Here is a 26,561-nt window from a genome sequence, read left to right on the forward strand (position 1 = left end):
AGCAGGTATTTCAAGCCTTTAATATTGTCCGCGAGGGCAATGGCCGACGGATTTTTTGAGGGACGGAATAACGCGGCGTCAGTGCCCGCGGGCGCCGCAAACGGCGCATTCAGGGTCGCGCTGCACGTTGACGCTGCGCCATTGCATGGTGCGCACGTCCAGCCACAGCAGCCGCCCCGACAGGCTTTCACCCACGCCGGACAACAGCTTGAGGGCCTCGGCCGCCTGCATGCTGCCGATGATGCCGACCACCGGCGCGAACACGCCCATGGTGGCGCAGTTGGCTTCCTCGACGTCGTCTGCCTCGGGAAACAGGCAGTGGTAGCACGGCGCGTCCGGGGCGCGCAGGTCGTAGACGCTGACCTGGCCGTCGAAGCGGATGGCGGCGCCCGACACCAGCGGCTTGCGATGCTGCACGCAGGCGCGGTTGATGGCGTGGCGAGTGGTGAAATTGTCGGTGCAGTCCAGCACCAGGTCGGCCTGCGCCACCGCGTCGGACAGGGCCTGGCCCTGCAGCCGCTCGACGCGGGCATGCACGCGGGTCTGCGGATTGAAAGCCGCCAGCATGTCGCGCCCGGACTCGGCCTTGGGCCGGCCCACGCTGGAAGTGGTGTGCAGGATCTGGCGCTGCAGGTTGCTGAGTTCGACGACGTCGTCATCGGCCAGCGTGATGTCGCCGACGCCGGCGGTGGCCAGGTAGAGCGCGGCGGGCGACCCCAGTCCACCCGCCCCTATGATAAGCACTCGCGCCGCCAGCAGTCTTTCCTGCCCTTCGATACCCAGCTCGTCGAGCAGGATATGGCGGGCGTAGCGCAGCAGTTGCTCGTCGTTCATTTGTCCTTGCTGGGCTCGACTCCGGTCGGCGTGATCTTCATGCGCTGGGCGGTGCCGGCGCCGGGCTTGGCGTCGGCCTTGGCCTGGGCGCGGGCCGAACCCTTCTGCACCGGCTTGCCGGCCAGCAGGTTGATCGCCTGCTGCAGCTGGAAGTCATCCTTGCCGCCGAATTCGAACACCTTGGTCGGCACGTCGACGTTGTCCTGGTCCGAGTTGGACTTCACTTCGTTGGCCGTGCCCGGGTTCGACAGGTGGCGTTGCAGGTCGGCTTCGCGCGGCAGGCGGAACAGGTCGCCATCGGCGGTGTCGGCCACGACGTAGTCGGGCTCGATGCCGGTGGCCTGGATCGAACGGCCGCTGGGCGTGAAGTAGCGCGACGTGGTGAGCTTGACCGCGGTGGTTTCCGACAGCGGCAGGATCACCTGCACCGAGCCCTTGCCGAAGGTGCGGTTGCCCAGCACCTTGGCGCGCTTGTGGTCCTGCAGCGCGCCGGCCACGATCTCGGAAGCCGAGGCCGAACCGACGTTGACCAGCACCACCATCGGCACGGTCTTGGTCCAGGCCGGCAGGCCCGACAGGTAGTTGCTTTCACCGCGGGCGTATTCCGACGGGGTCGCCAGGTACTTGTGGCGCGCGTCAGGGGTGCGGCCGTCGGTCGACACCACCAGGGCGTCGGCCGGCAGGAACGCGCCGGACACGCCGATGGCGCTGGTCAGCAGGCCGCCCGGGTCATTGCGCAGGTCGAGCACCAGGCCCTTGGGCGCTTCCTTGGCGCCCAGGTCCTTGAGCTGCTTGGCCAGGTCGACGCCGGTCTTCTCCTGGAACTGGGCGATGCGCACGTAGGCCACGCCGTTGTCCAGCATCTTGCTGCGCACGCTGCGCACCTTGATGATGTCGCGCACGATCTTGAGGACGATCGGCTGCGGCCGGTCGGCGCGCATGATGGTCAGCGTGATGGGCGACTTGGGCGCGCCGCGCATGAGCTTGACGGCGTCGTTCAGCGACATGCCCTTGGTGGGCGTGTCGTCGATCTTGATGATGAGGTCGCCGGCCATGACGCCCGCGCGCGCGGCGGGGGTGTCCTCGATGGGCGAGATGACCTTGACGAAGCCGTCTTCGGCGCCGACCTCGATGCCCAGGCCGCCGAACTCACCCTGCGTGGCCGTCTGCATTTCGCGGAAGGCGTCGGCATCCAGGTAAGCGGAATGCGGGTCCAGGTTCGACACCATGCCGGAAATGGCATTGTCGATCAGCGTCTTGTCGTCCACCGACTCGACGTAGTTGTTCTTGATGGCGGCGAAGACGTTGCTCAGTTGCCTGAGTTCATCCAGCGGCAAGGGACTGCCGCGCTGGGCGACAGCGGTGACGCCCACGCTGAGCAGGACACCTGCCACCGCACCGATGGCAATCAGACCGAAACCGCGAAACTTGCGAGTGCTCATGCACACTTCCCGAATGGTTTTCGCCCTTGAGGGTTTTTGGCTTACTGGGCCAGCCACTGGGCTGGATCCACAGGAGCGCCGCGATGGCGAATTTCAAAGTATAGGCCGGATTCCACTTGGCCGCCGGTTGCGCCTACCGAAGCAATAGTATCCCCCGCCGCGACGGAATCGCCCACCCGTTTGAGCAGACTTTGGTTGTAAGCATAGACGGTCAGATATTGCTGGCCATGATCCACAATGATGAGGTTGCCGAAGCCCCTCAGCCAATCGGCATAGACCACCGTGCCGGGGGCCACCACCTTCACGGGGGTTCCCTCGGGCGCGCGCAGCACGATGCCGCGCCAGACGCCGCCGTCCGGGCGATCGACCCCGAAACGGCCCTGCACCTGGCCACGCACCGGCGCCGCCAACCCGTGGCGCAGCCCGTTGCCGCCGCCTGCCGGCGCGGCGCGCGGGGTCTGCTGGACCGATGCAGTACGGGTTGGAGTGGATTCCGCCTCCGCGGGTTCCGCCTTTTTGGGAGGATCTGCGGGTTTTACCGGGGGCGGCGTCTCGGCCTGCCCGGTCAGGCGGGTATGGCGGGTATCGGCCGGGCGCAGGCCAGCGGCGTCCGGATCGGCCACGGCCACGGGCCCCCGCGCCTGGCGCGACGCGGCCTCGACCTGTTCGCGCGCTTCAGCGGCCTCGCGGGCCTCGCGCGCATTGCGGTCGCGACGGGCATTGTCGGCCGCGGCCTTGTCGGCGGCCGCCTTGCGGTCGGCCTCGGCTTTCCTGCGGGCCTCCTCGGCGCGGCGGTCGGCTTCGGCCTTCTTGCGGGCTTCTTCGGCGCGGCGGGCCTCCTCGGCCTTGCGGGCTTCCTCGGCGCGGCGTCGCGCCTCTTCGGCCTTGCGGGCCTCTTCGGCCTGCTTGACGATGGCCGCGTCCAGGTCGGTGATCAGGCGCGAGAGTCGCTGATCGTCGCGACCCAATTTGTTGGCTTCGGCGCGCTGGGCGGCGATCTGGCCTTCCAGCTGCGCCAGCAGCGTGGCGCGTTCCTTTTGCTGGGCGACCAGGGCGGTTTTCTGCTCGGAGGTCTCCGCCACCAGCTTTTCGATTTCGGCGCGGCGGGCGTCAGCGCGCCCCTGCAGCGCCGCCAGGCGGTCGATATCGGCCCGCAAGGCCTCGACGGCGCGGGCACGGGCCTGGGATACATAGTCCAGATAGCCGAGGTTGCGCCCCAGCACCTGGGGATCGTCGCCCGACAGCAGCGCTGTCCAGGGCGACAGGCCGCTGGTGTACTGGGTACGCAGTTGGTCCGCCAGTTCGACGCGGCGCTTGGCCAGCACAGCCTGCTGGGCGGTGATCTGCTTTTCCAGGCCGGACAGGTCGGTGGTCGCCTGGCGGTTGGCGTCGGCCAGTTCCTTCAGGCGCAGGTTGATTCGGGAGATCGCCGATTCCGACTGCTTCAGGGCGTCGGCGGCTTCCTTGCGGGCCGCTTCGCGCGTATCGATATCCTTTTGCAGGTTCTCGATGCGGTCGCGCAGCTGCGCCTGCTGCCTTTCGGCTTCGGACTGGCGGCCGGCGAGATCGTTGGGCGCGGCGCCCGCCGGCAGCGCTCCGCCGGCCAGCATGACCGCCAACAACCATCCCGCCTTGCGCACCATGTATCAGTCCTTCTTCGCCTTGCCCTGGGCCGCGACGGCGGCCATGGCCGCCTCGATCTCGGCGGCATCGCCCAGATAATAGTGGCGGATGGGACGCAGGTCATCATCCAATTCGTACACCAGCGGCTGGCCGGTGGGGATGTTCAGGTTGACGATGTCGTCGTCGGACACGTTGTCCAGGTGCTTGATGAGCGCGCGCAGGCTGTTGCCGTGGGCCGCGATGAGCACCTTGCGGCCGGCGCGGATGGCCGGGGCGATGGATTCGTTCCAGAACGGCAGCACGCGCGCCACGGTGTCCTTCAGGCACTCGGTGGCCGGCAACTGGTCGGCCGGGATCTTGGCATAGCGGCTGTCAAAGCGCGGGTGGCGCTCGTCGTCCAGCGACAGGGGTTCCGGCGCGATGGCGTAGGCGCGGCGCCAGATCAGCACCTGCTCGTCGCCGTACTTGGCGGCGGTTTCCGCCTTGTTCAGCCCCTGCAGGGCGCCGTAGTGGCGCTCGTTCAGGCGCCAGTTCACGCCCACCGGGGTATACATGGCGTCCATGGCGTCCAGGGCGATCCACAGGGTGCGGATGGCGCGCTTGAGCACCGACGAGTAGGCCAGGTCGAAGGTGTAGCCTTCCTTCTTGAGCAGTTCACCCGCCTTGCGGGCCTGTTCACGGCCGGTTTCGGTCAGGTCGACGTCGGTCCAGCCGGTGAAGCGGTTTTCCAGATTCCACTGGCTTTCGCCGTGGCGCATGAGAACGAGTTTGTGCATGGTTTGGCAGGCGTGTAACGCGGGTTAAAGTTGCGGAATGCGCTCATTTTATAATTGAGCGATTTTGCCCTTGATTTTGCCCCGGCGCACCCGTCAATTTCGCGGCGCGGCGCGTCAGGGTTCGCCCTTACCAGGCTAGACGCCGCACTTCAGGATGCCCCGTGGACCTTCTGCAATTCTTGCTCGATAAAAACAACATCTTCATTGTCGCCGTAACCCTCGTTTCCGGCGTCATGCTGGCCATTCCCGCCCTGCGCAAGGGCCGCACCGGCTCGGCCGTGAGCACCACGGAAGCCATCCAGATGGTCAACCAGCGCCAGGCCGTGTGGGTCGACGTGCGCCCCGCCGAACAGTTCCAGGCCGGCCACATCGCCCAGGCACGCAGCGTGCCGGCCGCCGACCTGGAACAAAAGGCCGCCTCGCTGCCCAAGAACAAGCCGCTGGTCGTGGTTTGCGACAATGGCCGTGATTCCGCCCGCGCCGCCGCCAAGCTGCGCGCGCAGGGCTTCGCCGACGTCGTGCCGCTCGAGGGCGGCATGCGCGCCTGGCTGGCCGCCAGCCTGCCGGTTACCCAGAAGGGTTGAACCCGGGCGACGCGCCCCCATCTTATCGACAGAATCCGCCTGGAGCGCCTATGAATAAAGTTGTCATGTACAGCAAGGACTATTGTCCCTATTGCGCCCGCGCCAAGGCGCTGCTGGAGCAGCGCGGCGTGACCGACCTGGAGATCATCCAGATCGACCGCGAACCCGGCCAGCGCGATCGCATGATCGAACGCACCGGCCGGCGCACGGTACCGCAGATCTTCATCGGCGATACCCACGTCGGCGGTTGCGACGACCTGATGGCGCTGGACCGCTCGGGCGGCCTGGCCCCATTGCTCAACGGCTGACGCCCCTTTTTGCCCCTCCCACCAACGGAAACACTCATGGCTGATCAAGACCAAAACACCCAGCAAGAAGGCGGCAACGACGCGCCCTCGTTCAATCTGCAGCGCGTCTACCTGAAAGACCTTTCGCTGGAAATGCCGAACGCGCCCCACGTCTTCCTGGAGCAAGAAGCCCCCCAGGTCGAAGTGAGCATCACCGTGGGCGGCCAGCGCCTGGCCGAAACCGTGTTCGAAACCACGGTCACGGTCACCGTCACCACCCGTGTCAATGACAAGGTCGTGTACCTGGTCGAAGGCACCCAGGCCGGCATCTTCGAAGCCGCCAACATTCCCGAAGAACAGCTCGACCCGCTGCTGGGCATCGTCTGCCCGACGATGCTGTACCCGTACCTGCGCGCCAACATCGCCGATGCGATCACCCGCACCTCGATGCCGCCGCTGCACCTGACCGAAGTCAACTTCCAGGCCCTGTACGAGCAGCGCCTGGCCGAACTGCAACAGCAGCAAAGCAATGCCAACGGCAACGGCAGCGACTCGGGCATCATCCTGCCCGCCAGCGCCACCCGCCAATAAGGCGCACCGCGGCGCTCCATGAACCAGCCCACCTCGCCCAGCCTGCGCGTTGCCGTCCTGGGCGCGGGCAGCTGGGGCACCGCGCTGGCGGCGGCCGCGAGCCGCCGCCACCCCACCGTACTCTGGGCGCGCGATCCGGCGCAGGCCGCCGACATGGCCGCCCGCCACGAAAACGCGCGCTACCTGCCCGGCATCCCGCTGCCGCAGGCCCTCACCGTTTCCTCCGATCTCGACGCGACCCTGCGCAGCCTCAAGCAGGACGGCGCGGCGGGATTGATCATCCTGGGCGTCCCGGTGGCCGGCCTGGCCGCCACCTGCGCCGAATTGGCACACCGCCTGCCCGCCCTGGGCCTGCGCGACACCCCCATCGTCTGGACCTGCAAGGGTTTTGAAGCCGACACGGCGCGGCTGCCGCATGAAATCGTGCGCGAAGCCCTGCCCGACGCCATCGGCGGCGTCCTGTCGGGCCCCTCCTTTGCCCGTGAAGTGGCCCAGGGCCTGCCGGTGGCGCTCACTGTCGCCAGCGACAACGCCGACTTGCGGGCCGCCACCACCCAAGCGCTGCACGGCGCCGCGCTGCGCGTCTACGCCAGCAGCGACCTGGTCGGCGTCGAAATGGGCGGCGCGCTCAAGAACGTCATCGCGGTGGCCTGCGGCATTGGCGACGGCCTGGCGCTGGGCACCAATGCCCGCGCCGCGCTCATCACCCGCGGCCTGGCCGAGATGACCCGCTTTGGCGTTGCGCTCGGCGCGCGGCCCGAAACCTTCGCCGGCCTGACCGGCCTGGGCGACCTCGTGCTGACCGCGACCGGCGAACTGTCACGCAATCGCCGCGTCGGACTGGAAATCGGCGCCGGCCGCAAGCTGGCCGACATCCTGGCCAGCGGCGTCACCGCCGAAGGCGTGCGCTGCGCCCGCGCCGCGCTGGAGCGCGCGCGCGCCATCAACGTCGAACTGCCCATCACCGAAGCCGTGTGCGCCGTCCTGTTCGAGGGCGTCGCGCCCATGACGGCGGTGTCCGCGCTGCTGGCGCGCAACGCCCGCGACGAACACGGCGACGACACCTGACGCTCGCGGGTCTTCCACCCCATAACAACACCACGCCCGACACCCTGGAGACATCCTTCATGACGCATACCCGCAAGTTCCGGGTCGGCCGCCTGCTGCGCGGCCTGTGCCTGAGCCTGGCGGCCATCCTGCCCGCCGCCGCCCACGCCGATTGGCCCGAACGCCCCATCCATCTGGTGGTGCCGTTCCCGCCCGGCTCCTCGCCCGATATCCTGGCGCGCACCATCTCCGAACCGCTGTCGCAGGCGCTGGGCCAGCCCATCGTCGTCGACAACAAGCCCGGCGCGGGCGGCAACATCGGCACCCGCATCGTCGCCCAGGCCAAGCCGGACGGCTACACCCTGCTCTACACGATCAACGGCCCGCTGGTCACCGCCCCCACGCTCTACAAGAAGACACTGGGCTACGACCCGCTGCTCGACCTGGCGCCCGTGACGCTGGTCGGCACCAGCCCCAACGTGCTGACCGTGCCGGGCAATCTGAGGAATGTGAACTCGGTGCAGGATTTCGTGCGCATGGTGAAGGAGCACGGCAGCTCGCTGAACTACGGCTCCGTCGGCCCCGGCAGCTCGGCCCACCTGGCCATGGAAATGTTCAAGGAGCGCGCCGGCATCGACATGGCGCACATCCCTTACGCCGGCTTCCCGCAGGTCATCAGCGCCATCATCGGCGGCGACATCCAGGCCGGCTTCATGGTCCCCGCCATCGCCGTGCCCCAGACCCGCGACGGCAAGGTCAAGATCCTCGCCGTCACCAGCCTGCAGCCCAGCGACACCCTGCCCGGCGTCCCCACCATGGCTTCACAGGGCTACCCCGATTTCGAAGCCATCTCCTGGAACGCCATCCTGGCCCCCGCCGAAACGCCGATGCCCATCATCGAGCGCCTGAACAGCGAACTGACCCGCATCATCAACAGCGACACGGTCCGCAAGCAGATGGCGCTGCAATACTTCACGCCGGCCGCCTCCACCCCCGAGGCCCTGACCGTCCGCATCCGGGACGAAAAGGCGCGCTGGGACCAAGTCATCCAGAAGCTGAACCTGTCGCTCGACTGATTGCGCGGCAAGCCACGCCGGCGAGCCCGTCAATCGGCTCGCCGAGCGGGGCCTCAGACGCCCCCTTCGTAGCCCAGCTGGCGCCAGGCTTCGAAAACCGTCACTGCCACCGCGTTGGACAGGTTCAAGCTCCGCTGCCCCGCCCGCATCGGCAGCCGCAACCGCTGCTGCGGCGCGAACATCGCGTGATGCGCTTCCGACAGTCCGGCGCTCTCGCGCCCGAACACGAACACGTCGCCCGCTTCGAACCGCACATCCCCGACGCTACGCTGCGCGTGAGTCGTCAATGCATAGATATGCGAGGCTGCCGCCCCGGTATCCGCCAGCGCTTCCGGCAAGGAATCGTGCACCCGCACCGGCTGCCATTCGTGGTAATCCAGTCCCGCCCGCCGCATGCGGGCGTCATCCAGCTCGAATCCCAACGGGCGCACCAGATGCAATTGGGCGCCGGTATTGGCGCACAAGCGGATCGCATTGCCCGTGTTGGGCGGAATCTCGGGACAGACGAGGATGACGTGGAACATGGCAAAAGGCGCGCAAGACATTGACAGGCGCGCGGTCCGGGACGGCCGCGCAGCAGCGATTGTCGCCGATTTGGACCACCCACCGACGGCGCGCCCGAGAACCGGCGCGGCGAAGGATCAATCGGGACGCGGCGTGCGCGCCGCCACCAGCACGGTCACGCTGGCCGCCCCCGCCGCCAGCAAGGCGCGCGCGGCGGCATCGGCGGTGCTGGCCGTGGTCATGACGTCATCGACCAGGCCGACGTCGCGGCCGGACAGGTCCCGCCGGCAGTGGAACACGCCCTGCGCGCCCTGTTGCCGCGCCCGCCGTCCCAGGGTCGTCTGCCGTGGGGTCTCACGCCGCCGCAGCAACGTTCCGCGCAGCAGCGGCCAATCAAGGTGCTGCGCCAGGCCACGGGCGATCTCGCCGGCCGGGTTCAGGCCGCGCCGGCGCAGCGACGCGCGGCTGGACGGCACCGGCACCAACAGCAGCGCCGCGGGCGGCGGGTCGCTCCATACCGCATGCGCCAGCAGGCGCGCCAACACCGGCGCCGCGCTCAGCCGCAGCTGGGTCTTGAGTTGGCGGATCAGCGTATCGGCGGGGGGTTCGTAATCGAACGCGGCGATCGTGCGCACGAAGGCCGGCGGCCGCGCCAGGCAGGCGGCGCAATGCAGCGCGTCCGGGCCCAGCCGAAGGGCGCAACGAGGACAGCGCGGATCGGGCGGCGTCTGCGACGCGGCGGCGAGATCGAGTTCGCAGCCTTCACATAGCCGGGCGCCGCCGACGCGCGCCCCGCATAGGGGGCAATCGCAAGGCACCCGGGCCAGCAGCCACCGCCCCATCGCCTGTAGGGACAATCCGCGTCCCCGGCCGGGATGGGCAATAATGTGGGCCATCCCCCATGAAACCATGATCCGCCCGCGGCACCGGCCCGGGCGCGACCGAAATGTCCCTGCCCGCACCCGCCACCCCGCCCTCGCTACCGCTCGTCGCCGCCGACGTGCCGCGCCAATTCGCCCGCCGCGGCGACCTGTCGGAAGCCCAGTTCCTGTATGGCGAAGTCGCCCGCCGCATGCTGGGCCGGCTGCAGTACATCCGCGTGCAACCGCAGGCCATGCTCGACGCCGGCTGCGGCGCGGGTGACAACCTGGCCCTGTTGCGCGAGCGCTATGCCGAGGCCGCCTACACCGGTCTGGACAATTGCGAACCGTTGCTGGACATTGCCCGCAAGCGCCACGCGCCCGCCGGAATCGGCGCCTGGATCGGCAAACTGGCGCGTCGGGGCCCGGCCACCGGCTTCGTCAACGCCGATCTGGCCGCCACCGGCCTGGCGCCGGAATCGCACGAACTGGTGTGGTCCAACCTGGCCCTGCACTGGCACCGCGAACCGCACGCCGTGCTGGGCGAATGGCGCCGTATCCTCAAGGTCGGCGGGCTGGCGATGTTCTCCTGTCTGGGCCCGGCGACGCTGCGCGAGTTGCGCCAGGCGCTCGATGATGCCGGCCTGCGCACCGCCACGCCGGCCTTCGTCGACATGCACGACTTCGGCGACCTGCTGGTGGAAAACGGCTTCGCCGACCCCGTCATGGATCAGGAGATCCTGACCCTGACCTACCGCACGCCGGAAAAACTGCTGCAGGATGTGCGCGCCCTGGGCGGCAATCCCGCGGCCGGCCGCCGCGCCGGCCTGGTCGGACGCGACTGGCGCGCACGCCTGTGCGCGGCGCTGGAGGCACAACGCCGTCCCGACGGCGTCATCGCCCTGAGCATCGAAGTGGCTTACGGCCACGCCTGGCGCGCCGCGACTCACCGCGGCAGCGCGGGGGAAACCCGTTTGTCGGTCAGCGCCATCGGCGGCCGCCAGCGCGGCACGCCCTGACGAGACACGCCCCGGCCGACGGCCCGCCTGCGCGGGACGCCCGGCCAGGGCGCAAGGCTTGCAACTGTCGCGTTCAGTTCAGTGCAGACGCTCGGGCAGCGTCGCCGTCACTCCCGGTTCCGCCGCCGACAAAGGTTGCATGGGTTCGGAAGTGGCGCGGATGCGCCGCCGCAGCACCGCGGTTGGCTCTGCGGGCGCGGCTACCTGGGGCGATTCGCCCCGCCAGGCTTGCGACATCGACTCCACCACCAGCGGCAGGTCGCGCAGGCGATGGAACTGGTTGCGCAACCAGCGCGCGTCGTTGCCGCTGCGCATGGCGTCGTCGCGCAGCGTCGCGATCATGTCGCCCGTGCCCAATTCCTCGGCCACCGGCATCAGCCGCTGGAACAGCGCGCGCAGGTGATCCATCAGGCGCAGGCGCTGGCCGTCCGGCGTCACATAGCTGCCTTGCAGGCCGAAGCGGCAGGCCTGGAAGTGGTTGCTCCGGTAGGACAGCCAGGCCTTGTCGCTGGGATCTTCCTCGCGCATCAGCAGCACCGCCAGCGCCTGGGCGAACGCGGCGATCTGGCAGGCGCGCTCCACCGTCAGCGGCGTGTCGCAGACGCGGATCTCGACCGTGCCGAATTCGGGCTTGGGACGGATATCCCAGTACAGGTCCTTGATGCTCTCGGCCAACCCGTAGGCGCGCAACTGCGCCAGATGGGCCTCGAACTGGTACCAGTCCTTGACGTCCGCCGGCATGTGGCCCGCCAGCGGGAAACTGTTGACCGCGTTCAGGCGCGAGCACGAGAACAGCGTATCGACGCCCTCGCAGTACGGCGACGAGGCCGACAGGGCGATGAAGTGCGGCACATAGGGCGACAGCCGGCGCAACAGTTTGATAGCTTCGTCGCCGCTTTTGACGCCCAGGTGGATATGCTGGCCGAACACCGTAAATTGACGCGCCAGGTAACCATACATTTCGGCCAGGTACTGGAAGCGCGGGGTATCCGAGATCGAGCGTTCCTGCCAGCGCATGAACGGGTGGGCGCCGCCGCCCGCCACCGAAACGCCAACGGCATCGGCGGCTTCGACCAGCGCATCGCGCATCTCTCGCATCTCGGCCAGCAGGCCCATCGGGTGCTCGTGCACCGAGGAATTCAGTTCGATCATGGACCGCGTGATTTCCGGTTTAACGCGGTCGGCGATGGGGTGATTGGCCATTTGGGCCAGCAGCTCGTCAGAGGCTGCGGTGAGGTCAAAACTGCGGGGGTCGATCAGTTGCAGCTCGAGTTCGATGCCCAGGGTGTTGGGGGCCGACGAAATGAACGGGATCTGTTCCATCTCGGACTCCTTCGGATATGGATGAGGGGGTGCGCCGTTCGACCTTGAAGCCCGGTAACTTCCCGGGGGGCACTAGACGGCGGCTTGTGAACGCATAATAGCCGCATGTTTGTGGCAAAACGATTGAAAATCGTGACATTTGTGTGCAACATCGCGATGCATTCGGTTTTTCCCTCTAGAACAAAGTGAGCGAGCGCTCACAACGTAGGAAGGACGCGGGCTGGCGGCCGGTGGGCGTCGCAAGCGCAGTCAGGATGGGGCTTTTGGGATGGGACGGGAAAACCCTGATTCGGGTTTTCCCCAGGTAAAGGCGGCCTGCCGGCAAACGCCTTGCGCCAGGGCTCGCGCGCGTGGGACGGCAGTGTCCGAGGGCCGGCTACTTACGCCAGAAGATGGGGGTGAACAGCACCAGTACGGTCAGCAGTTCCAGCCGGCCGATCAGCATGGCGAAGGTGCAGACCCAGATCTGAAAGTCGGACAACACCGCGAAATTGCCCATGGGGCCGACCGGGCCCAGGCCGGGGCCGGTGTTATTGACGCTGGCGAACACGGCCGAGAACGCGGTGATCGGGTCCAGCCCCGACAGCAGCAACAGGCTGGTGAAGACAGCGATGGACAGTCCGTAGAACAGCATGAATGCGAGCACCGACGACATGGTGCGGGCCTCGACCGCCCGGCCATTGACCCGTACCGGGCTGACGGCATGCGGATGCAACATTGTGACAAGTTCGTTGCGCGCCTGTTTGACCAGCAGGATGGCCCGGATCATCTTGATCCCGCCCCCGGTCGAGCCCGCCGAGGTGGCAAACCCCGACAACAGCAGCATGGTCAGGGGCGCGAACAGGGGCCACTGGGCGAAGTCGGTATTGGCGTAACCCGTGGTGGTGGCCATCGAAATGGTGTTGAACATGCCGTAGCGCAGGGCTTCCAGAGGCTCCTGGTAGACGCCCTTGACGTACAGGAACACCGAAATCACCAGCCCCACGCCCAGCACCACCACCAGATACGGGATCGCCTCCGGGCAGCGCAGATAGGCGCGTCCGCTGCGCTGGCGGAAGGCATTGAAGTGCGTGGCAAAGTTGATGCCGGCGATCAGCATGAAGACCATGGCCACCATTTCGACCGCCACCGAATCGAAGTGGGCAAAGCCGTCGTCCCAGGTCGAAAAGCCGCCCAGGCCCATGGTCGTGGCCATGTGGCACCAGGCCTCGAACCACGACAGGCCAACCGCGCGGTACGCCAGGAAGCACAGGATCGAGAAGGCGAAGTACACCGCGTACAGCGCCTTGGCGGTGCTGGCGATGCGCGGGGTCAGGCGCTCGTCCTTCATGGGGCCGGGTGTCTCGGCCCGCACCACCTGGTGCCCGCCCACGCCCAGCAGCGGCAGGATCGCCACCGCCAGCACCAGGATGCCCATGCCGCCCACCCATACCAGGGTGGCGCGCCACAGGTTGATCGACGGCGGCAGCGCGTCCAGGTTGGTCAGCACGGTCGCGCCAGTGGTCGTCAACCCGGACATGGCCTCGAAATAGGCCCCAGTAAACGACAGCGGCAGGCCGGCGCGGTGGAAGTAGATCAGCAGCGGGATCGCCGCCAGCAGGGGCAGGCCGGCCCACACCGCCGACACCAGCACGAAACCGTCGCGGGCGCGCAGCTCGCTGCGGGCCCGCCGGGTCAGCGCCGCCAGGCCGACGCCGATGCCGACCGAAATCAGGAATCCATGCAGGAAGGCGCCACGCGCCGCGTCGCCGCCGACGTAGGCCACCCCCAGCGGGATCAGCATGGTCAGGGCGAACATCACCATGGTCAGGCCGAGGATGTGCAGGGTCGCCAGGACGCGCTTCATGCGGCCTCCCCGGCCGCCGCCGGTCCGTCGGGAAACGGGACGCGCGGGCTCATCAGAAGAACGACGCCGAGACTTGGAACAGCTTTTCCACGCGCGGCATCTGCTTGCGCGAGGGCACGAAGACGATGACGTGATCGTCGGTCTCGATCACGGTATCGGCATCGGGCAGGATGATTTCGTCCTCGCGCACCAGCGCGCCGATGCTGGCGCCCTTGGGCAGGCTGATCTCGCCCACCTTGCGGCCCACCACCTTGGAAGTGGAGCGGTCGCCGTGGGCGATGGCTTCCAGCGCCTCGGCCACGCCCTGGCGCAGCCGGTGCACCGCCGCCACGTCGCCGCGCCGCACGTGGCGCAGCAGCTCGCTCATGGTGGCCTGCGATGGCGACACCGCGATATCGATATGGCTGCCCTGCATCAGCTCGCCATAGGCCTGGCGGTTGATCAGCGCGATCACCTTGCGCGCGCCCAGCCGCTTGGCCAGCAGCGACGACATGATGTTGTCCTCGTCGTCGCTCGTCAGGGCCAGCCAGGTGTCCATGTCCTCGATGTTCTCGCGCTCCAGCAGGGCCTCGTCGGTGCCGCTGCCGTGCAGCACCAGCACGCTGTCGGGCAACTGCGTGGCCAGGTATTCGCAGCGCTTGAGGTCGCGCTCGATGATGCGCACGCTGTAGTTTTCCTCGGCCAGCGCGCGCGCCAGCCGCAGGCCGATATTGCCGCCGCCGGCGATCATCACGCGGCGCACGGCCTTTTCGGCTTCGCGCAGCTGCCGCACGGCGCGGCGAGCGTGGCGCGTATCGACCACCAGCACCACCTCGTCGCCGGGCGCGATCACGGTGCCCGAGCCGGCGCGCAGCGGCCGGCCGCCGCGCAGCACGTCGATCACCCGGGCGGTGACGTCTGGCCAGACCTCGCGCAGCTTGTCCACGGGGTGGTGCGCCATCGGACTGCCATGCCCGACGCGAACGGTCACGACACTGACGCGGCCCTCGGCGAATTCGACCACCTGCAGCGCCTCGGGAAACTCGATCAGGCTGTGCAGGTAGGTGGTGACGCTGCGCTCGGGACTGATGATGGCGTCGATGCAGAAGCCCTCTTCGCTCATCAGCTCCGGGTACTCGGAGAACTCGCCCGAGCGGATGCGGGCGATGCGACGGGGAATATTGAACAGCTGGCGGGCGATCTTGCAGGCCACCATGTTGGCCGCGTCGGACGCGGCGCAAGCGATCAGCAGGTCGGTGTCGGCCGCGCCGGCGCCTTCCAGCACCGACACCTGCGAACCGTCGCCATGGACGACGCGCAGGTCGAAGTGTTCTTGCAGGTACTGCAACTGGGACGGATCCGAATCGATCACCGTGATGTCGTTCTGCTCGGACACCAGGTTTTCCGCCACGCTGGTGCCTACCCGCCCAGCGCCGATGATCAGGATCTTCATGCGCCCCGTTTGCGCGCGGACTCGATGCCCAATTGCTTGAGCTTGCGGTAGAGGTGGGTGCGCTCGAGGCCGGTGCGTTCGGACACGCGGGTCATGCTGTGGCTTTCGCGGACCAGGTGGTATTCGAAGTAGATGCGCTCGAACTCGTCGCGCGCCTCGCGCAGCGGCTGATCCAGCGAGATGCTGCCCAGCTGGCCGTTGGCGGTGACCGGGACCTCGTTGGCGGGGGCCGTCGACAGGGTCGGCGGATCGAGTTCGTCTTCCAGCGCCACGGTGGCGCTGGCCACCGCGGGCGCCGCCACGGGCGCCGCATGCGGCACCCGGCCGCGGGCCAGGCCGGCCGCCACGGTCTTGAGCAGGCGCTGCAGCGTGATCGGCTTTTCGAGGAAGTCCATGGCGCCGATGCGGGTGGCCTCGACCGCCGTGTCGATGGTGGCGTGGCCGCTCATCATGATGACCGGCATGTCCAGCAGGCCCTGCGAGCCCCATTCCTTGAGCAGGCTGACGCCATCGGTGTCCGGCATCCAGATGTCCAGCAGCACCAGATCGGGACGCATGCGAAGGCGCGCGGCGCGCGCTTGCGCCGCGTTTTCGGCCAATTCGACCGTGTGTCCTTCGTCGTACAGGATTTCCGACAAAAGCTCGCGAATACCGACTTCGTCGTCAACCACCAGAATTCTGGCCATAAAGCATCCACCTATTGCGTAGCCGCATTATCCTTTTCTTGCGCGGGCGCGTCCATAGTATCGGCCCCGGGAGCGAGCCGGGTCAACAAGATGGAAATCCGCGCGCCTCCTTCCTTGCGATTGGCAAGGTCGATCCGCCCGCCATGCTCTTCGACGATCTTGCGTACGATTGCCAATCCTAACCCAGTCCCGTGCGACTTGGTGGTTACGTAGGGCTCGAAGGCGCGCTGCATGACCTGCGGCGGGAAGCCCGGGCCGGTGTCGGCGACCGTGAAACGCAAGGCCTGCTGGTCGGCGCGGTCGGGCTGCTCGCTGCGCATCAGCTGGGTAGTGACGCTGACCCGGCCTTCCCCGCCCTTCTCGGCAATGGCGTCGCGGGCGTTGGACAGCAGGTTGTGGATCACCTGGCGCAGCTGGGTCGGATCGCCCTCGATGGCCGGCAGGTCCGCGCCCAGGCTGACATCCAGGTTCAGCGCCTTGCCGGACGCCGAGCGCACCGAGGGCGCGCCGTCCGGCTCCCAGCCGTACAGCGACAGCACGTCCGCCACCAGCGCGTTGAAGTCGATGCGCTGCATCACCGCCGGCGGCGTGCGGGCGTATTCGCGGAAATCGTCGACCATCTGCTTGAGCGAGGCCACCTGGTTGACGATGGTGTTGGTGGAACGTTCGACGATCTGGGCCTCGGCCGGCGGCAACTTGCCTTCCAGCTTCATCGCCAGGCGCTCGGCGGACAGCTGGATCGGCGTCAGCGGGTTCTTGATTTCGTGGGCCAGGCGGCGGGCCACCTCGCCCCAGGCCACGGTGCGGTTGGCCGAAATGACTTCGGTGATGTCGTCGAACACCACCAGATAGCCGTTGCCCCGGCCATCGACCCGCAGGTGCGTGCCGCGCGCCAGCAGCGTCAGCGGCTGCGGCCCATTGGGTGTGTCGCCCTGCTTGGGCGCGATCTCGAACTGCTGCTGCCAGTGCTGGCGCTCGGAGCCCACCGCCGCGTGGGTGGAAAACGCCTGCCGCACGATATTCGCGAATTCAAGCATGCCATCCACGGTTTCCAGCGGCCGCCCGATCACCGAGCGCAGGTCTGCCTGCAGGATGGTCTGGGCGCCCTGGTTGACGGTGGTGACGCGGAAGGACTCGTCGAACACCAGCACCCCGGACGACAGGTTCGACAGCACGCTTTCCAGGTAGACGTTGGAGCGCTCGAGTTGCTGGCGGTTGCTCTCGACCATGCGGCGGGCCTCGTCGAGCTGGCGCGTCATGGCGTTGAACGAGCGGGTCAACTGGCCGACCTCGTCGCGCTCGGGCGGCTCGGGCAGCGGCCGGTAGTCGCCCACGCCCACGGCCTGGGTGCCGCCGGCCAGACTCAACAATGGCCGCACCAGCCGCTTGGACAGCGACAACGCCACGGCAATGGCGCCGAACGCGGCCAGCAGCAGCGCCAGGGTCAGGGTGATGCCGTACAGCTTGCGCAGGCCCAGCCGCGACAGCGCCAGTTCCTGGTAGTCGCGAAAGCCCTGCTGCACCAGGTTGGCGTTGTGCGCGATCTGCTCGGGCACCGGCTGCAGCAGCTGCAGCCAGCGCGGCTCGGAGGCGGCGCCCAGCAGGTTGTCGTAGCGGTCCGGGCCGGTCAGCGGGATCACCACGCGCAGATGCAGGCCGCCGTCCACGCCCGGCTTGACCGGATCGTCGGCCTCGGCGGCCGAGTAACCCCGCGACAGGCGCAACTGGTTCATGACGGTGGGCGGCGGCATGGCCGGCAGCAACTGTCCGTACTGACTGGTGGAGAACGCCACCATGCGGCCGCTGCCAGTGAAAACCATGGCTTCCTGCACGCCGTTGGCTTCGCGCAGGCGGGTCAGGGCCAGCGTCACGCCGGTGTCGGAATTGCGGTTCAGTTCGGCGGCCATCGAGCGGGCCCGCGCATCCAGATCCGCCAGCAGCGAATCGAGCGCGGCCCGCCCCAGGTTCAGGCCAGCCTCGAGCGCGCTGTCGACCCGCACGTTGAACCAGGACTCGATCGAGCGCGACATGAACTGCACCGAGACGGTATAGATCAGCGCGCCAGGGACCACGCCGATCAGGGCAAAGGCCAGCGAAAACCGCGCGGTAAGCCGGGCGCCGAACTGCCGGCGGCGGATCTGCCGCGCCAGCCGCACCGTCAGCGCCACCACCCAGATAAACAGCGCCAGGGCGAAAATGCCGTTCAGGATCAACAGGGTGTCGTAATAGCGGGCAAAGCGCGAGGCATTGCCGGTGGACCACGCCAGCAGGCCCAGCAACGCCAGGCCGCTCACGGCGCCGACCATCAAGGCCAGCCGAAGCAGCAGCCTCATGAGGGGTCTTGCTCCTTGTCACCCAACGTGAACGAGAAATCGGTCCACGGCGTGCCCTGGATCCAGGAACTGCTGTTCAGCGCATTGACCTGGAACGGCCGGGGCAGCAGGGACGTGTCCAGCCGCAGCCGGAACTGGCCGCCGTAGACCACGCCTTCGTCGAAATCGTCGGCATCGGCCACCTGCCAATTGCGCACGTGGCGGATCACGCTCATGGCGTCGTCCAGCGAGGCCACCGGAAAGGACAGCTCGCCCACGCCGGCACGCCACTGGCGCGTCAGCGCGTTATAGATCACGCGCCAGGTGCGGGAGGTGTCCACCAGGGATTTGTTGAACCACCACCAGCGCTCGCGGGTGATGGTCAGGTCGGCGGTGAAATAGAGCGGCACGCCGCGCTGGGCGGCATCGCGCAACTGCTGGTTCAGTTCGAATTCGATGTCGGCGTCGATTTCAAGCTTGTCGCCACGCACCACCGGCTCGACGCGCACCACCTTCGGTTCGGACCCGTGCGCCTGACCCGCCGGCGCCAATGACAGCGCGGCAAATGCGAACAATAACCCCAGAAATGAACGTGAAATGATGGACATACGACACCGAAACCCTGTCATGCCCCTATTCTTGGCGATTCAGGACTGCTTGGCAAACAAGGCGTAGAAAAACCCGTCGTGCTGTGCCGCGGGTGTTGCATCGACCGCAACTGGCAGCAGTTGGCCGGGCGCATCGAGGCGCGTGGCCTCGGGATGGCGCTGCAGGAATTCCAGCGCCTGGCGCGTGCCTTCGATCGGGAACACCGAACAGGTGACATACAGCAGGTGGCCGCCGGGGGCCACGGTACGCCAGAGGGCGTCCAGGATGCGGGCCTGCAGCGTCGCGGTGCGGCGCAGGTCGTTCTCGCGCCGCAGCCAGCGGATGTCGGGGTGGCGCCGCACGATGCCCGAGGCGGTGCACGGCACGTCCGCCAGCACCGCGTCGAACGGCTTGCCGTCCCACCAGGAATCCAGGTCCGCGGCGTCGGCGGCCTGCAAGCGCACGTGCTCGCCGGCCAGGCCCAGGCGGTCCAGATTCTGGCCGACCCGGACCAGGCGGTCGGCATCGGCATCCAGGGCCAGCAGGTCGATATCGGCCAGCTCCAGCAAATGGGCGGTCTTGCCGCCGGGCGCGGCGCAGGCGTCCAGCACCCGCATGCCATCCTTGGGCGCCAGCAGTTCGGCGGCCAACTGGGCGCCGGCGTCCTGCACCGACCACCAGCCCTCGGCAAAACCGGGCAGTTGGGTCACCGGGCGCGGCGAGGCCAGCACCAGGCCGGCCTGGCCCACCGGCTCGGCGACCAGGCCCGCGTCGTGGAATGCGGCCAGGACCTGCTCGCGGCTGGCGCGGCGTCGGTTGACCCGCAACGTCAGCGGCGCCGGCACATTGGCCGCCCGCAGGATGTCCTGCCACTGCCGCGGATAGGCCACGCGCAGTTGCTTGACCCACCAGCCCGGGTGGTTCCATTCGGCCTCGGGGCTGTCGGCCACGGCGGCCTCCAGCGCTGCCCGTTCGCGCAGGAAGCGGCGCAGGCAGGCGTTGAGCAAGCCCTTGAACGAGGCCAGGCCGCGGTTCCTGGAAGCGGCCGTGACCGCCTGGTCCACCACCGTGTGCGGCGCGTACACCGGCATGCCGGGCAGGGCCGAGGCGGCCTCGCCCTCGGCCTTGAGCAGCGTCAGCGACACCAGCAGCAGCGATTCGAACAACACATTGGGATAGCGCTGCACCAGCTCGCGGCCGACCGCGTCGGCCCAGCCCAGGTAGCGCATGGCGTGGAACGACACCGCCTGCGCGGCGGGACGCAGGGCGCCATCGACGTCGGCCAGCGCCTCGGTCAGCGAACGGCCGTCCAGGACCTCCTCCACGACCCCCGCGCTGGAAAGCAGGACGGTGGACAGCGGCGGGGCCAGATGAGGGGTGTCGGAACGCGTGGACATGGCAGCAAATCAAAGGACAAGACCGCTATGGTAGCCCGGCGCGGCCCGCTCGCCCCGCCGAGGGGCCGCGCCGGGCGCTGGACGAACCGCGGCGGGCGCGTCACACTGGCCGCTTGCCACGGAGCCCGCCATGTCCACCGCCACGCTGCTGCTGTTCATCCTGGCCTCGGCCGTCGCCATCGTGACGCCCGGCCCCACCGTGCTGCTCGCCATGAGCAACGGCTCGCGCCATGGCGTGCGCACCGCCTGCTGGGGCATGGGCGGCGCGGTGCTGGCCGACTTCATCCTGGTGGGCGCGGTGGCTTCCGGCCTGGGCGTGGTGCTGGCCGCCTCCGAAGTGGCGTTCCATGTCATCAAGTGGGCGGGCGCCGCCTACCTGGCCTACCTGGGCTGGAAGATGCTGCGCTCGGATGCCGCGCTGGTGCTGCCGGCCGCCGAACCCGGCGCCGCCCGGCCCGTGGGCCTGAAGCTGGGCCTGCGCAGCTTCGTGGTGGCGTTGACCAATCCGAAGGCGCTGCTGTTCATGTCGGCCTTCCTGCCGCAGTTCATCAACACCCAGGCGCCCCTGCTGCCCCAATACGCCACCGTGGCCGGCGTGCTGGCGTTGATGAACATCCTGACCATGCTGGCCTACGCCACCCTGGGCGCGCAGTTGGTGCGCGCCTTCCAGAGCTCGGGACTGCGCTGGCTGAACCGGGTCTGCGGCTCGCTCATGATCGGGCTGGCTGGCACCCTGGCGCTGTACCGCCGCAGCGGCGGCTGATAACCGGCGCTTTCCTGACGAATATTGGGGACGCATATCAGCGGAATGGGATTGCGGCAACCCGCTAAAATAACGGCCCCCCGCCCTGCCGCGCTAAAATTGCGCAATATTTGATCATTGGCGCCGGCTCGCGCCCACCGAGGTATTCCATGTCTTCCCCCAAAGTCGGCTTTGTCAGCCTGGGCTGTCCCAAAGCCCTGGTCGACTCCGAACGCATCCTGACCCAATTGCGCACCGAAGGGTACCAAGTCACGCCCGAGTACAACGACGCGGACGTCGTGGTGGTCAACACCTGTGGTTTCATCGACAGCGCCAAGGCCGAGTCGCTGGAAGCCATCGGCGAGGCGCTGGCCGAGAACGGCAAGGTCATCGTCACCGGCTGCATGGGCGTCGAGGAATCGGTGATCCGCAACGTGCACCCCAGCGTGCTGGCCGTGACCGGCCCGCAGCAATACGAGGAAGTGGTGCGCGCCGTGCACGACGCCGCGCCACCCAAGAAGGACCACAATCCCTACCTCGACCTGGTGCCGCCGCAGGGCGTCAAGTTGACCCCGCGCCACTACGCCTACCTGAAGATCTCGGAAGGCTGCAATCACCGCTGCAGCTTCTGCATCATCCCGTCGATGCGCGGCGACCTGGTCAGCCGCCCGGTGGGCGACGTGCTCAGCGAAGCCGAGCGCCTGGTCAAGGCCGGCGTCAAGGAACTGCTGGTGATCTCGCAGGACACCAGCGCCTACGGCGTCGACGTCAAGTACCGCAGCGGCTTCTGGAACGGCCGCCCGGTGCGCACCCGCATGACCGAACTCTGTACGGCCTTGTCCGAAATGGGCGTCTGGACGCGCCTGCACTACGTGTATCCGTATCCGCACGTGGACGAAGTGATTCCGCTGATGGCCGAGGGCAAGATCCTGCCCTACCTGGACATCCCGTTCCAGCACGCCAGCCCGCGCATCCTCAAGGCCATGAAGCGTCCGGCATTCGAGGACAAGACGCTGGCGCGCATCAAGCAGTGGCGCGAGATCTGCCCCGACCTGACCATCCGCTCGACCTTCATCGTCGGCTTCCCCGGCGAAACCGAGGAAGACTTCCAGTACCTGCTGGACTGGATGCAGGAAGCCCAGCTCGACCGCGTCGGCTGTTTCCAGTATTCGCCGGTGGAAGGCGCGCCCGCCAACCTGCTCGACAATCCGGTGCCGGACGAGGTCAAGCAGGAACGCTGGGAACGCTTCATGGAACTGCAGCAATCGATTTCCACCGCGCGCCTGGCGCGCAAGGTCGGCCGCGAGATCGATGTGCTGATCGACGAGGTGGATGAAGACGGCGCCGTGGGCCGCAGCGCCGGCGATGCGCCGGAAATCGACGGTTGCGTCTACGTCAGTTCGGACCGCGTCCTCAAGGCCGGCGACATGGTGCGCGTGCGCGTCACCGACTCCGACGAATACGACCTCTGGGCCGACACGATCTAAGCATCCTGCCTGCCGGCGGCGACCGCCGCCGGCTGCCTTCAGGCTTCCAGCAGTTTCAGCCCCGCCACGCCGCCCACGATCAGCGCGATGCACGCCAGGCGCGCGGCGGACGGCGAATCCCCGAACAGCACGATCCCCAGCACCGTGATGCCCACGGAACCGATGCCGGTCCACACCGCGTAGGCAGTGCCAGCGGGCAAGTGCCGCATCGCCAGCGTCAGCAGGAAGATGCTGCCCAGGGCCGCGGCGATGCCGATGGCGCTGGGCCAGAACCGCGTCCAGCCGTCCGCGTACTTCAACGCCAGCGCCATCACGATTTCCACGCCGCTCGCGGCCAACAGGATCCACCAGGCCATCGCGGCCTCCTTCGATTATGGGAACGCGGCCAGCTTAGGGCCTATAGTTACCCCGACACAAGTACGCACCTTTTGGTAACTATGAAGGACTCACCATGGCTGTCGCTTCCTCCGCTGCCGCCGACGTATTCGACGCCGCCTGCCCGTCGCGCCGCGCGCTCGAGCTGATCTCGGGCAAGTGGGTGCCGCTGGTGCTGCCCGCGCTGGCGCGCGGTCCGCTGCGCAACAATGAGCTGCTGCGCAGGCTGGACGGCATCTCGCAGAAGATGATGACGCAGACCCTGCGCGAGCTGGAGCGCCACGGGCTGGTGCGGCGCGAAGACATGCGCACGGTGCCGCCGCACGTGCGCTATCACCTGACAGAACTGGGGGAATCGTTGAATGTGGCGCTGGTGGCGCTGGATCGCTGGGCCGAGACGCACCATGCGCAACTGGACGCGGCGGCGCGCCGCCACGATGCGGCTGCCGCGCGCCGCGCGTGACCGCCGCCGGCCGGCATGCCACGGCAAGCCGGCCCGGCGACAGGCTGGCGCCACCCGCGCCCGTGCCCCGCAACGGGCGGCGCGGGCCGGCAACGCTTCAGTGCTTGGCCAGGAAATCCGACATGTCGTCGGCGTGCTCTTCCTCGACCGCCAGGATCTCTTCCAGCAGGCGGCGCGTGGTGGAGTCCTGTTCGCCGATGTACTCGATCATCTGCCGGTAGCTGTCGATGGCGATGCGCTCGGCGATCAGGTTTTCCTTGATCATCTCCTCGAGCGTGGCGCCCTCGATGTACTCGGAGTGGCTGCGCTCGAGCAGGCCCTTGGGCGACAGGTTCGGCTCGCCGCCCAGTTGCACGATGCGTTCGGCCAGCTTGTCGGCGTGATCCTGCTCCTGGGCCGCGTGCTCGGCGAATTCCGCGGCCACCGGCTCGGCATTCAGGCCGCGGGCCATGAAGAAGTGGCGCTTGTAGCGCAGCACACAGACGATCTCGGTGGCCAACGCCTCGTTCAGCAGCTTGAGCACGGTCTTGCGGTCGGCGCGATAAGTATCGGTGACGGCGCCGGACTCGATGTCCTGGCGCGCCTTGGCGCGGATCGCCTTCACATCCATGTCGAAGGGGCGGCTTGCCTGTTCGCGGTTACGGGTCGTGTTTTCCATATCGTTAGCTCCTTTTGGGTTGGCAATACGACGCTGGACTTCCAGTCGTTCCGAACAACCCAGTCTACCGGCCACGCAAAAAGATGCTGTGTCCAAACATTGCCCATGGCGCCGGATCTGACCTTCCCGCGACGCGCCAGAAACCCGCCCGGCGCTTCTCGTAAACTATCGGCTTCCCGGACGGTCCGTGACGCAATCTGTAACGGGCCCGACAATAAGTAGCTTCATATGACCCTGAAGAACATCTGCGTTTATTGCGGCTCCAATCCCGGCGCGCGCCCCGAATACCTGGAACAGGCCCGCGTGCTGGCCCGTGAACTGGTCAAGCGCGACCTCGGCCTGGTCTATGGCGGCTCGGTCGTCGGCATCATGGGCGTCATCGCCAACGAGGTGCTGGCCGGCGGCGGCCGCGTGATCGGCGTGATCCCGGAACTGCTGCAGAAAAAGGAACAGGCCCATCGCGGCCTGACCGAACTGCACCTGGTGCAGAACATGCACGAGCGCAAGGCCATGATGATGGAAAAGGCCGACGGCTTCATCGCGCTGCCAGGCGGCGCCGGCACGCTCGAGGAATTCTTCGAGGTCTGGACCTGGGCCCAGCTCAGCATGCACAGCAAACCCTGCGGCCTGCTCAATATCGCCGGCTACTACGATGCGCTGATGCAGTTCGTCGACCACGCCGTCGAGGAAGCCTTCATGCGCCCCCAGCACCGCGACATGCTGGTGGTGGAAAGCGATCCCGCCACGCTGCTGGACCGCTACGCCATCTATGAGCCGCCCAACGTCTCCAAGTGGTTCGAGCCGGTCAAACCCGAGCATCGCGCCCCCTAACCGCCCCCAAGGAAAGCCCGCAATGTCCACCGGTTCGTCGTTTCCCGCCAGCACCGAGTCCGTATTGCGCGATTACTTTCACGCCAAGGACGAAAACCGCCCGCATTACATGGCGCGCGCCTTCGCGCCGCAGGCCGTCCTGAAGATGGCGCTGCGCACGCAGGCCATCGCGTTTCCGCCCGAGTCACACGGTCTGGCCGCGATCACCGACACGCTGGTGCGCAAGTTCGGCCAGACCTACGAAAACGTCTACACCTTCTACCTGGCGCGGCCCGAGGCAGATACGCATCTGTCTGATTATTCCTGTGACTGGATCGTCGGCATGACCGAAAAGGCCACGGGCAACGTGCGCGTGGGCTGCGGCCGCTACGCTTGGACCTTCCAGCCGGAACCGTATCGCGCCACCCAGCTGACCATCACCATCGAGACCATGGTGACGCTGCCGCCCTCGGACACCGACGCCGTCTTCGGCTGGTTGCTGGCGCTGGATTACCCCTGGACCAACGCGCGGCGCGTGGTCGCCGGCGCCCCGCCGCTTGAAGACCTGGCGCCGGTGGTGCAGTATCTGCTTCACCCCTTGTAGCCCGGCATCGGATTGTTTACTTGAAATACGACATAGCAGCTTTCGACTTCGACGGAACCCTGGCGGACACCATGCCCTGGTTCAACTCCATCCTGAACACGGTGGCCGACAAGTACGGCTTTCGCAAGATCGATGCCGCCGAGCGCGATCAACTGCGCCATCGCGACGCCGGCGAGATCCTCAAATTCCTCGGCATTCCGCTGTGGAAGCTGCCTGCGATCATGGCGCACGTGCGCACGCTGATGCAGGAAATCGATCCCAGCGTGCACCTGTTCGACGGCATTCCCGACGCGCTGGCCCGCTTGAAGGCCGCCGGCATGCGGCTGGCGGTGGTCAGCTCGAACTCCCTTGAAAACGTGCAACGCGTGCTGGGGCCCGACACCACGGCCCTGTTCGATGACTACGAATGCGGCACCGACCTGTTCGGCAAGGCCGCCAAGATCGACCGGCTGCTGCAGCGCCACGGCACCCCGCCCGAGCGCTTCGTGCTGGTGGGCGATGAAATGCGCGACATCGACGCGGCCCGCAAGGCCGGCGTGCGCGTGGGCTCGGTGGCCTGGGGCTACAACCACGTGGATGCGCTGCGCGAGCGCGGCCCCGACGAACTGATCCTGCAGGTCGCCGACCTACCCGCCGCGCTCGCCTGAGCGGCCCCACCAAGGAAGCGAGATGGCACGCAATGTCGAGATCAAGGCGCGCGTCGCCAGTCTGGCCGCCCTGGAACCCCTGGCGGCGGCGTTGTCGGGCGCCGCGCCCGTGAGCATCGCCCAGGACGACACCTTCTTCGCCTGCGCCAGCGGCCGCCTCAAGCTGCGCGACTTCGGCGACGGCTCCGGTGAACTGATCTTCTACCGCCGCGCCGACGCTACCGGGCCCAAGGAGAGCTTCTACGTCATCTCGCCGACCGCATCGCCCGACACCTTGCGCGAAGCGCTGGCGCTGGCCCACGGCGTGATTGGCCGCGTGCGCAAGCAGCGCCTGCTATTCATGGCGGGGCGCACCCGCATCCATCTGGACAGGGTCGAGGGGCTGGGGGAATTCCTGGAACTGGAAGTGGTGCTGCGCGACGGCGAAAGCGTCGACGCCGGCATGGCCGAAGCCCACGAACTGCTGGCCAGCCTGCAAGTCGCGCCGGATCAGCTGCTTTCGGGCGCCTACCTGGACCTGCTGGCCCAACGCCCCTGAGAACGGGCCG

Annotated in this window: 28 protein-coding genes; 13 read left to right on the forward strand and 15 right to left on the reverse strand. The window is 67.7% G+C overall.

Annotated features, from left to right (window positions below; translation table 11 throughout):
- Positions 1-78: 78 nt before the first annotated feature.
- The 4 genes from moeB to gpmA are packed head-to-tail and all read right to left on the reverse strand — an operon-like array spanning position 79 to position 4,675.
- Entirely contained in the window at positions 79-834 is a 756-nt protein-coding gene (gene moeB / locus ABFG95_RS12985; protein ID WP_348996009.1) for a molybdopterin-synthase adenylyltransferase MoeB, read from the reverse strand.
- Positions 831-2,276, reverse strand: coding sequence for a S41 family peptidase (locus tag ABFG95_RS12990; protein WP_049076753.1), 1,446 nt, complete (start codon positions 2,274-2,276; stop codon positions 831-833). The genes moeB and ABFG95_RS12990 overlap by 4 nt, the downstream gene beginning before the upstream one ends.
- A 41-nt stretch (positions 2,277-2,317) precedes the next feature.
- Positions 2,318-3,886, reverse strand: a complete 1,569-nt coding sequence (locus ABFG95_RS12995) for a peptidoglycan DD-metalloendopeptidase family protein (protein WP_348996048.1) — start codon at positions 3,884-3,886, stop codon at positions 2,318-2,320.
- 36 nt (positions 3,887-3,922) lie between these two features.
- A complete protein-coding gene (gene gpmA, locus ABFG95_RS13000; RefSeq protein WP_049076754.1) occupies positions 3,923-4,675 on the reverse strand; it encodes a 2,3-diphosphoglycerate-dependent phosphoglycerate mutase in 753 nt (250 codons plus the stop codon).
- Positions 4,676-4,836: 161 nt separating this feature from the next.
- Here gpmA and ABFG95_RS13005 point away from each other — a divergent pair, with 161 nt between their 5' ends.
- The 5 genes from ABFG95_RS13005 to ABFG95_RS13025 are packed head-to-tail and all read left to right on the forward strand — an operon-like array spanning position 4,837 to position 8,260.
- A complete protein-coding gene (locus tag ABFG95_RS13005) occupies positions 4,837-5,259 on the forward strand; it encodes a rhodanese-like domain-containing protein (RefSeq protein ID WP_049076757.1) in 423 nt (140 codons plus the stop codon).
- A 50-nt stretch (positions 5,260-5,309) separates the two neighbouring features.
- Entirely contained in the window at positions 5,310-5,567 is a 258-nt protein-coding gene (gene grxC, locus ABFG95_RS13010; protein WP_068950383.1) for a glutaredoxin 3, read from the forward strand.
- A gap of 36 nt (positions 5,568-5,603) precedes the next feature.
- A complete protein-coding gene (gene secB, locus ABFG95_RS13015; RefSeq protein WP_049076759.1) occupies positions 5,604-6,137 on the forward strand; it encodes a protein-export chaperone SecB in 534 nt (177 codons plus the stop codon).
- 18 nt (positions 6,138-6,155) lie between these two features.
- Positions 6,156-7,205, forward strand: coding sequence for an NAD(P)H-dependent glycerol-3-phosphate dehydrogenase (locus tag ABFG95_RS13020; RefSeq protein ID WP_049076761.1), 1,050 nt, complete (start codon positions 6,156-6,158; stop codon positions 7,203-7,205).
- Positions 7,206-7,264: 59 nt separating this feature from the next.
- Complete coding sequence (locus ABFG95_RS13025; RefSeq protein ID WP_049076764.1) at positions 7,265-8,260, forward strand: tripartite tricarboxylate transporter substrate binding protein; 996 nt, start codon at positions 7,265-7,267, stop codon at positions 8,258-8,260.
- 53 nt (positions 8,261-8,313) lie between these two features.
- Here ABFG95_RS13025 and ABFG95_RS13030 read toward each other — a convergent pair whose 3' ends face one another.
- A complete protein-coding gene (locus ABFG95_RS13030; protein ID WP_054417870.1) occupies positions 8,314-8,784 on the reverse strand; it encodes a tRNA (cytidine(34)-2'-O)-methyltransferase in 471 nt (156 codons plus the stop codon).
- A gap of 117 nt (positions 8,785-8,901) precedes the next feature.
- On the reverse strand, positions 8,902-9,399 hold the full coding sequence (locus ABFG95_RS13035; protein WP_348996010.1) for a phosphoribosyltransferase family protein: 498 nt from the start codon (positions 9,397-9,399) through the stop codon (positions 8,902-8,904).
- A 311-nt stretch (positions 9,400-9,710) separates the two neighbouring features.
- Between ABFG95_RS13035 and ABFG95_RS13040 the strand changes: the two genes are divergently transcribed.
- Positions 9,711-10,643, forward strand: coding sequence for a methyltransferase domain-containing protein (locus ABFG95_RS13040; RefSeq protein WP_054417869.1), 933 nt, complete (start codon positions 9,711-9,713; stop codon positions 10,641-10,643).
- A 78-nt stretch (positions 10,644-10,721) separates the two neighbouring features.
- On the opposite strand, the gene ABFG95_RS13045 is transcribed toward ABFG95_RS13040, so the two are convergent.
- The 7 genes from ABFG95_RS13045 to rsmB all read right to left on the reverse strand — a co-directional run bounded on the left by ABFG95_RS13045 (position 10,722) and on the right by rsmB (position 20,227).
- Complete coding sequence (locus ABFG95_RS13045; RefSeq protein ID WP_049076772.1) at positions 10,722-11,966, reverse strand: YbdK family carboxylate-amine ligase; 1,245 nt, start codon at positions 11,964-11,966, stop codon at positions 10,722-10,724.
- A gap of 376 nt (positions 11,967-12,342) precedes the next feature.
- Positions 12,343-13,812 (reverse strand): potassium transporter TrkG, encoded by a 1,470-nt coding sequence (locus tag ABFG95_RS13050; RefSeq protein ID WP_049076775.1) that lies wholly within the window; start codon positions 13,810-13,812, stop codon positions 12,343-12,345.
- A 52-nt stretch (positions 13,813-13,864) separates the two neighbouring features.
- Complete coding sequence (gene trkA, locus ABFG95_RS13055) at positions 13,865-15,244, reverse strand: Trk system potassium transporter TrkA (protein WP_049076778.1); 1,380 nt, start codon at positions 15,242-15,244, stop codon at positions 13,865-13,867.
- Positions 15,241-15,930, reverse strand: coding sequence for a response regulator (locus ABFG95_RS13060; RefSeq protein ID WP_238909723.1), 690 nt, complete (start codon positions 15,928-15,930; stop codon positions 15,241-15,243). Before ABFG95_RS13060 ends, trkA begins: the two co-directional genes overlap by 4 nt.
- 11 nt (positions 15,931-15,941) lie before the next feature.
- Entirely contained in the window at positions 15,942-18,263 is a 2,322-nt protein-coding gene (locus ABFG95_RS13065; RefSeq protein WP_049076790.1) for an ATP-binding protein, read from the reverse strand.
- Positions 18,260-18,850: a DUF4390 domain-containing protein gene (locus tag ABFG95_RS13070; RefSeq protein ID WP_100505058.1), complete on the reverse strand. Its 591-nt coding sequence runs from the start codon at positions 18,848-18,850 to the stop codon at positions 18,260-18,262. Before ABFG95_RS13070 ends, ABFG95_RS13065 begins: the two co-directional genes overlap by 4 nt.
- Positions 18,851-18,889: 39 nt before the next feature.
- Positions 18,890-20,227 carry a 16S rRNA (cytosine(967)-C(5))-methyltransferase RsmB gene (rsmB, locus tag ABFG95_RS13075; RefSeq protein ID WP_100505057.1) on the reverse strand — a complete coding sequence of 446 codons (1,338 nt, stop codon included), beginning with the start codon at positions 20,225-20,227 and terminating at the stop codon, positions 18,890-18,892.
- Positions 20,228-20,357: 130 nt separating this feature from the next.
- Here rsmB and ABFG95_RS13080 point away from each other — a divergent pair, with 130 nt between their 5' ends.
- Positions 20,358-20,990 (forward strand): LysE family translocator, encoded by a 633-nt coding sequence (locus ABFG95_RS13080; RefSeq protein WP_348996011.1) that lies wholly within the window; start codon positions 20,358-20,360, stop codon positions 20,988-20,990.
- Positions 20,991-21,139: 149 nt separating this feature from the next.
- Entirely contained in the window at positions 21,140-22,456 is a 1,317-nt protein-coding gene (gene rimO / locus ABFG95_RS13085; RefSeq protein WP_049076800.1) for a 30S ribosomal protein S12 methylthiotransferase RimO, read from the forward strand.
- Between the two features lie 38 nt (positions 22,457-22,494).
- Here the strand turns inward: rimO and ABFG95_RS13090 are convergent, their stop codons facing one another.
- Positions 22,495-22,812 carry a multidrug efflux SMR transporter gene (locus tag ABFG95_RS13090; protein ID WP_049076802.1) on the reverse strand — a complete coding sequence of 106 codons (318 nt, stop codon included), beginning with the start codon at positions 22,810-22,812 and terminating at the stop codon, positions 22,495-22,497.
- 95 nt (positions 22,813-22,907) lie between these two features.
- Between ABFG95_RS13090 and ABFG95_RS13095 the strand changes: the two genes are divergently transcribed.
- A complete protein-coding gene (locus ABFG95_RS13095; RefSeq protein ID WP_049076803.1) occupies positions 22,908-23,294 on the forward strand; it encodes a helix-turn-helix domain-containing protein in 387 nt (128 codons plus the stop codon).
- Positions 23,295-23,391: 97 nt separating this feature from the next.
- Here ABFG95_RS13095 and ABFG95_RS13100 read toward each other — a convergent pair whose 3' ends face one another.
- Positions 23,392-23,952, reverse strand: a complete 561-nt coding sequence (locus tag ABFG95_RS13100; protein WP_049076804.1) for a ferritin-like domain-containing protein — start codon at positions 23,950-23,952, stop codon at positions 23,392-23,394.
- A gap of 228 nt (positions 23,953-24,180) precedes the next feature.
- On the opposite strand from ABFG95_RS13100, the gene ABFG95_RS13105 reads away from it, so the two are divergent.
- Genes ABFG95_RS13105 through ABFG95_RS13120 form a run of 4 tightly spaced genes read left to right on the forward strand, consistent with a single transcriptional unit; the run spans position 24,181 to position 26,551 of the window.
- The gene (locus ABFG95_RS13105) at positions 24,181-24,783 is read left to right on the forward strand and encodes a TIGR00730 family Rossman fold protein (RefSeq protein ID WP_049076806.1); all 603 of its coding nucleotides are present in this window, start codon (positions 24,181-24,183) and stop codon (positions 24,781-24,783) included.
- Between the two features lie 22 nt (positions 24,784-24,805).
- Positions 24,806-25,366 (forward strand): hypothetical protein, encoded by a 561-nt coding sequence (locus tag ABFG95_RS13110; RefSeq protein ID WP_278990782.1) that lies wholly within the window; start codon positions 24,806-24,808, stop codon positions 25,364-25,366.
- A gap of 20 nt (positions 25,367-25,386) precedes the next feature.
- Complete coding sequence (locus tag ABFG95_RS13115) at positions 25,387-26,013, forward strand: HAD hydrolase-like protein (protein ID WP_049076813.1); 627 nt, start codon at positions 25,387-25,389, stop codon at positions 26,011-26,013.
- A gap of 22 nt (positions 26,014-26,035) precedes the next feature.
- Positions 26,036-26,551 carry a class IV adenylate cyclase gene (locus ABFG95_RS13120; protein WP_054417863.1) on the forward strand — a complete coding sequence of 172 codons (516 nt, stop codon included), beginning with the start codon at positions 26,036-26,038 and terminating at the stop codon, positions 26,549-26,551.
- The last annotated feature ends 10 nt before the right edge of the window (positions 26,552-26,561 follow it).

The organism is Achromobacter sp. HNDS-1, from assembly GCF_040084795.1.
Classification (GTDB): Bacteria; Pseudomonadota; Gammaproteobacteria; order Burkholderiales; family Burkholderiaceae_B; genus Achromobacter; species Achromobacter ruhlandii.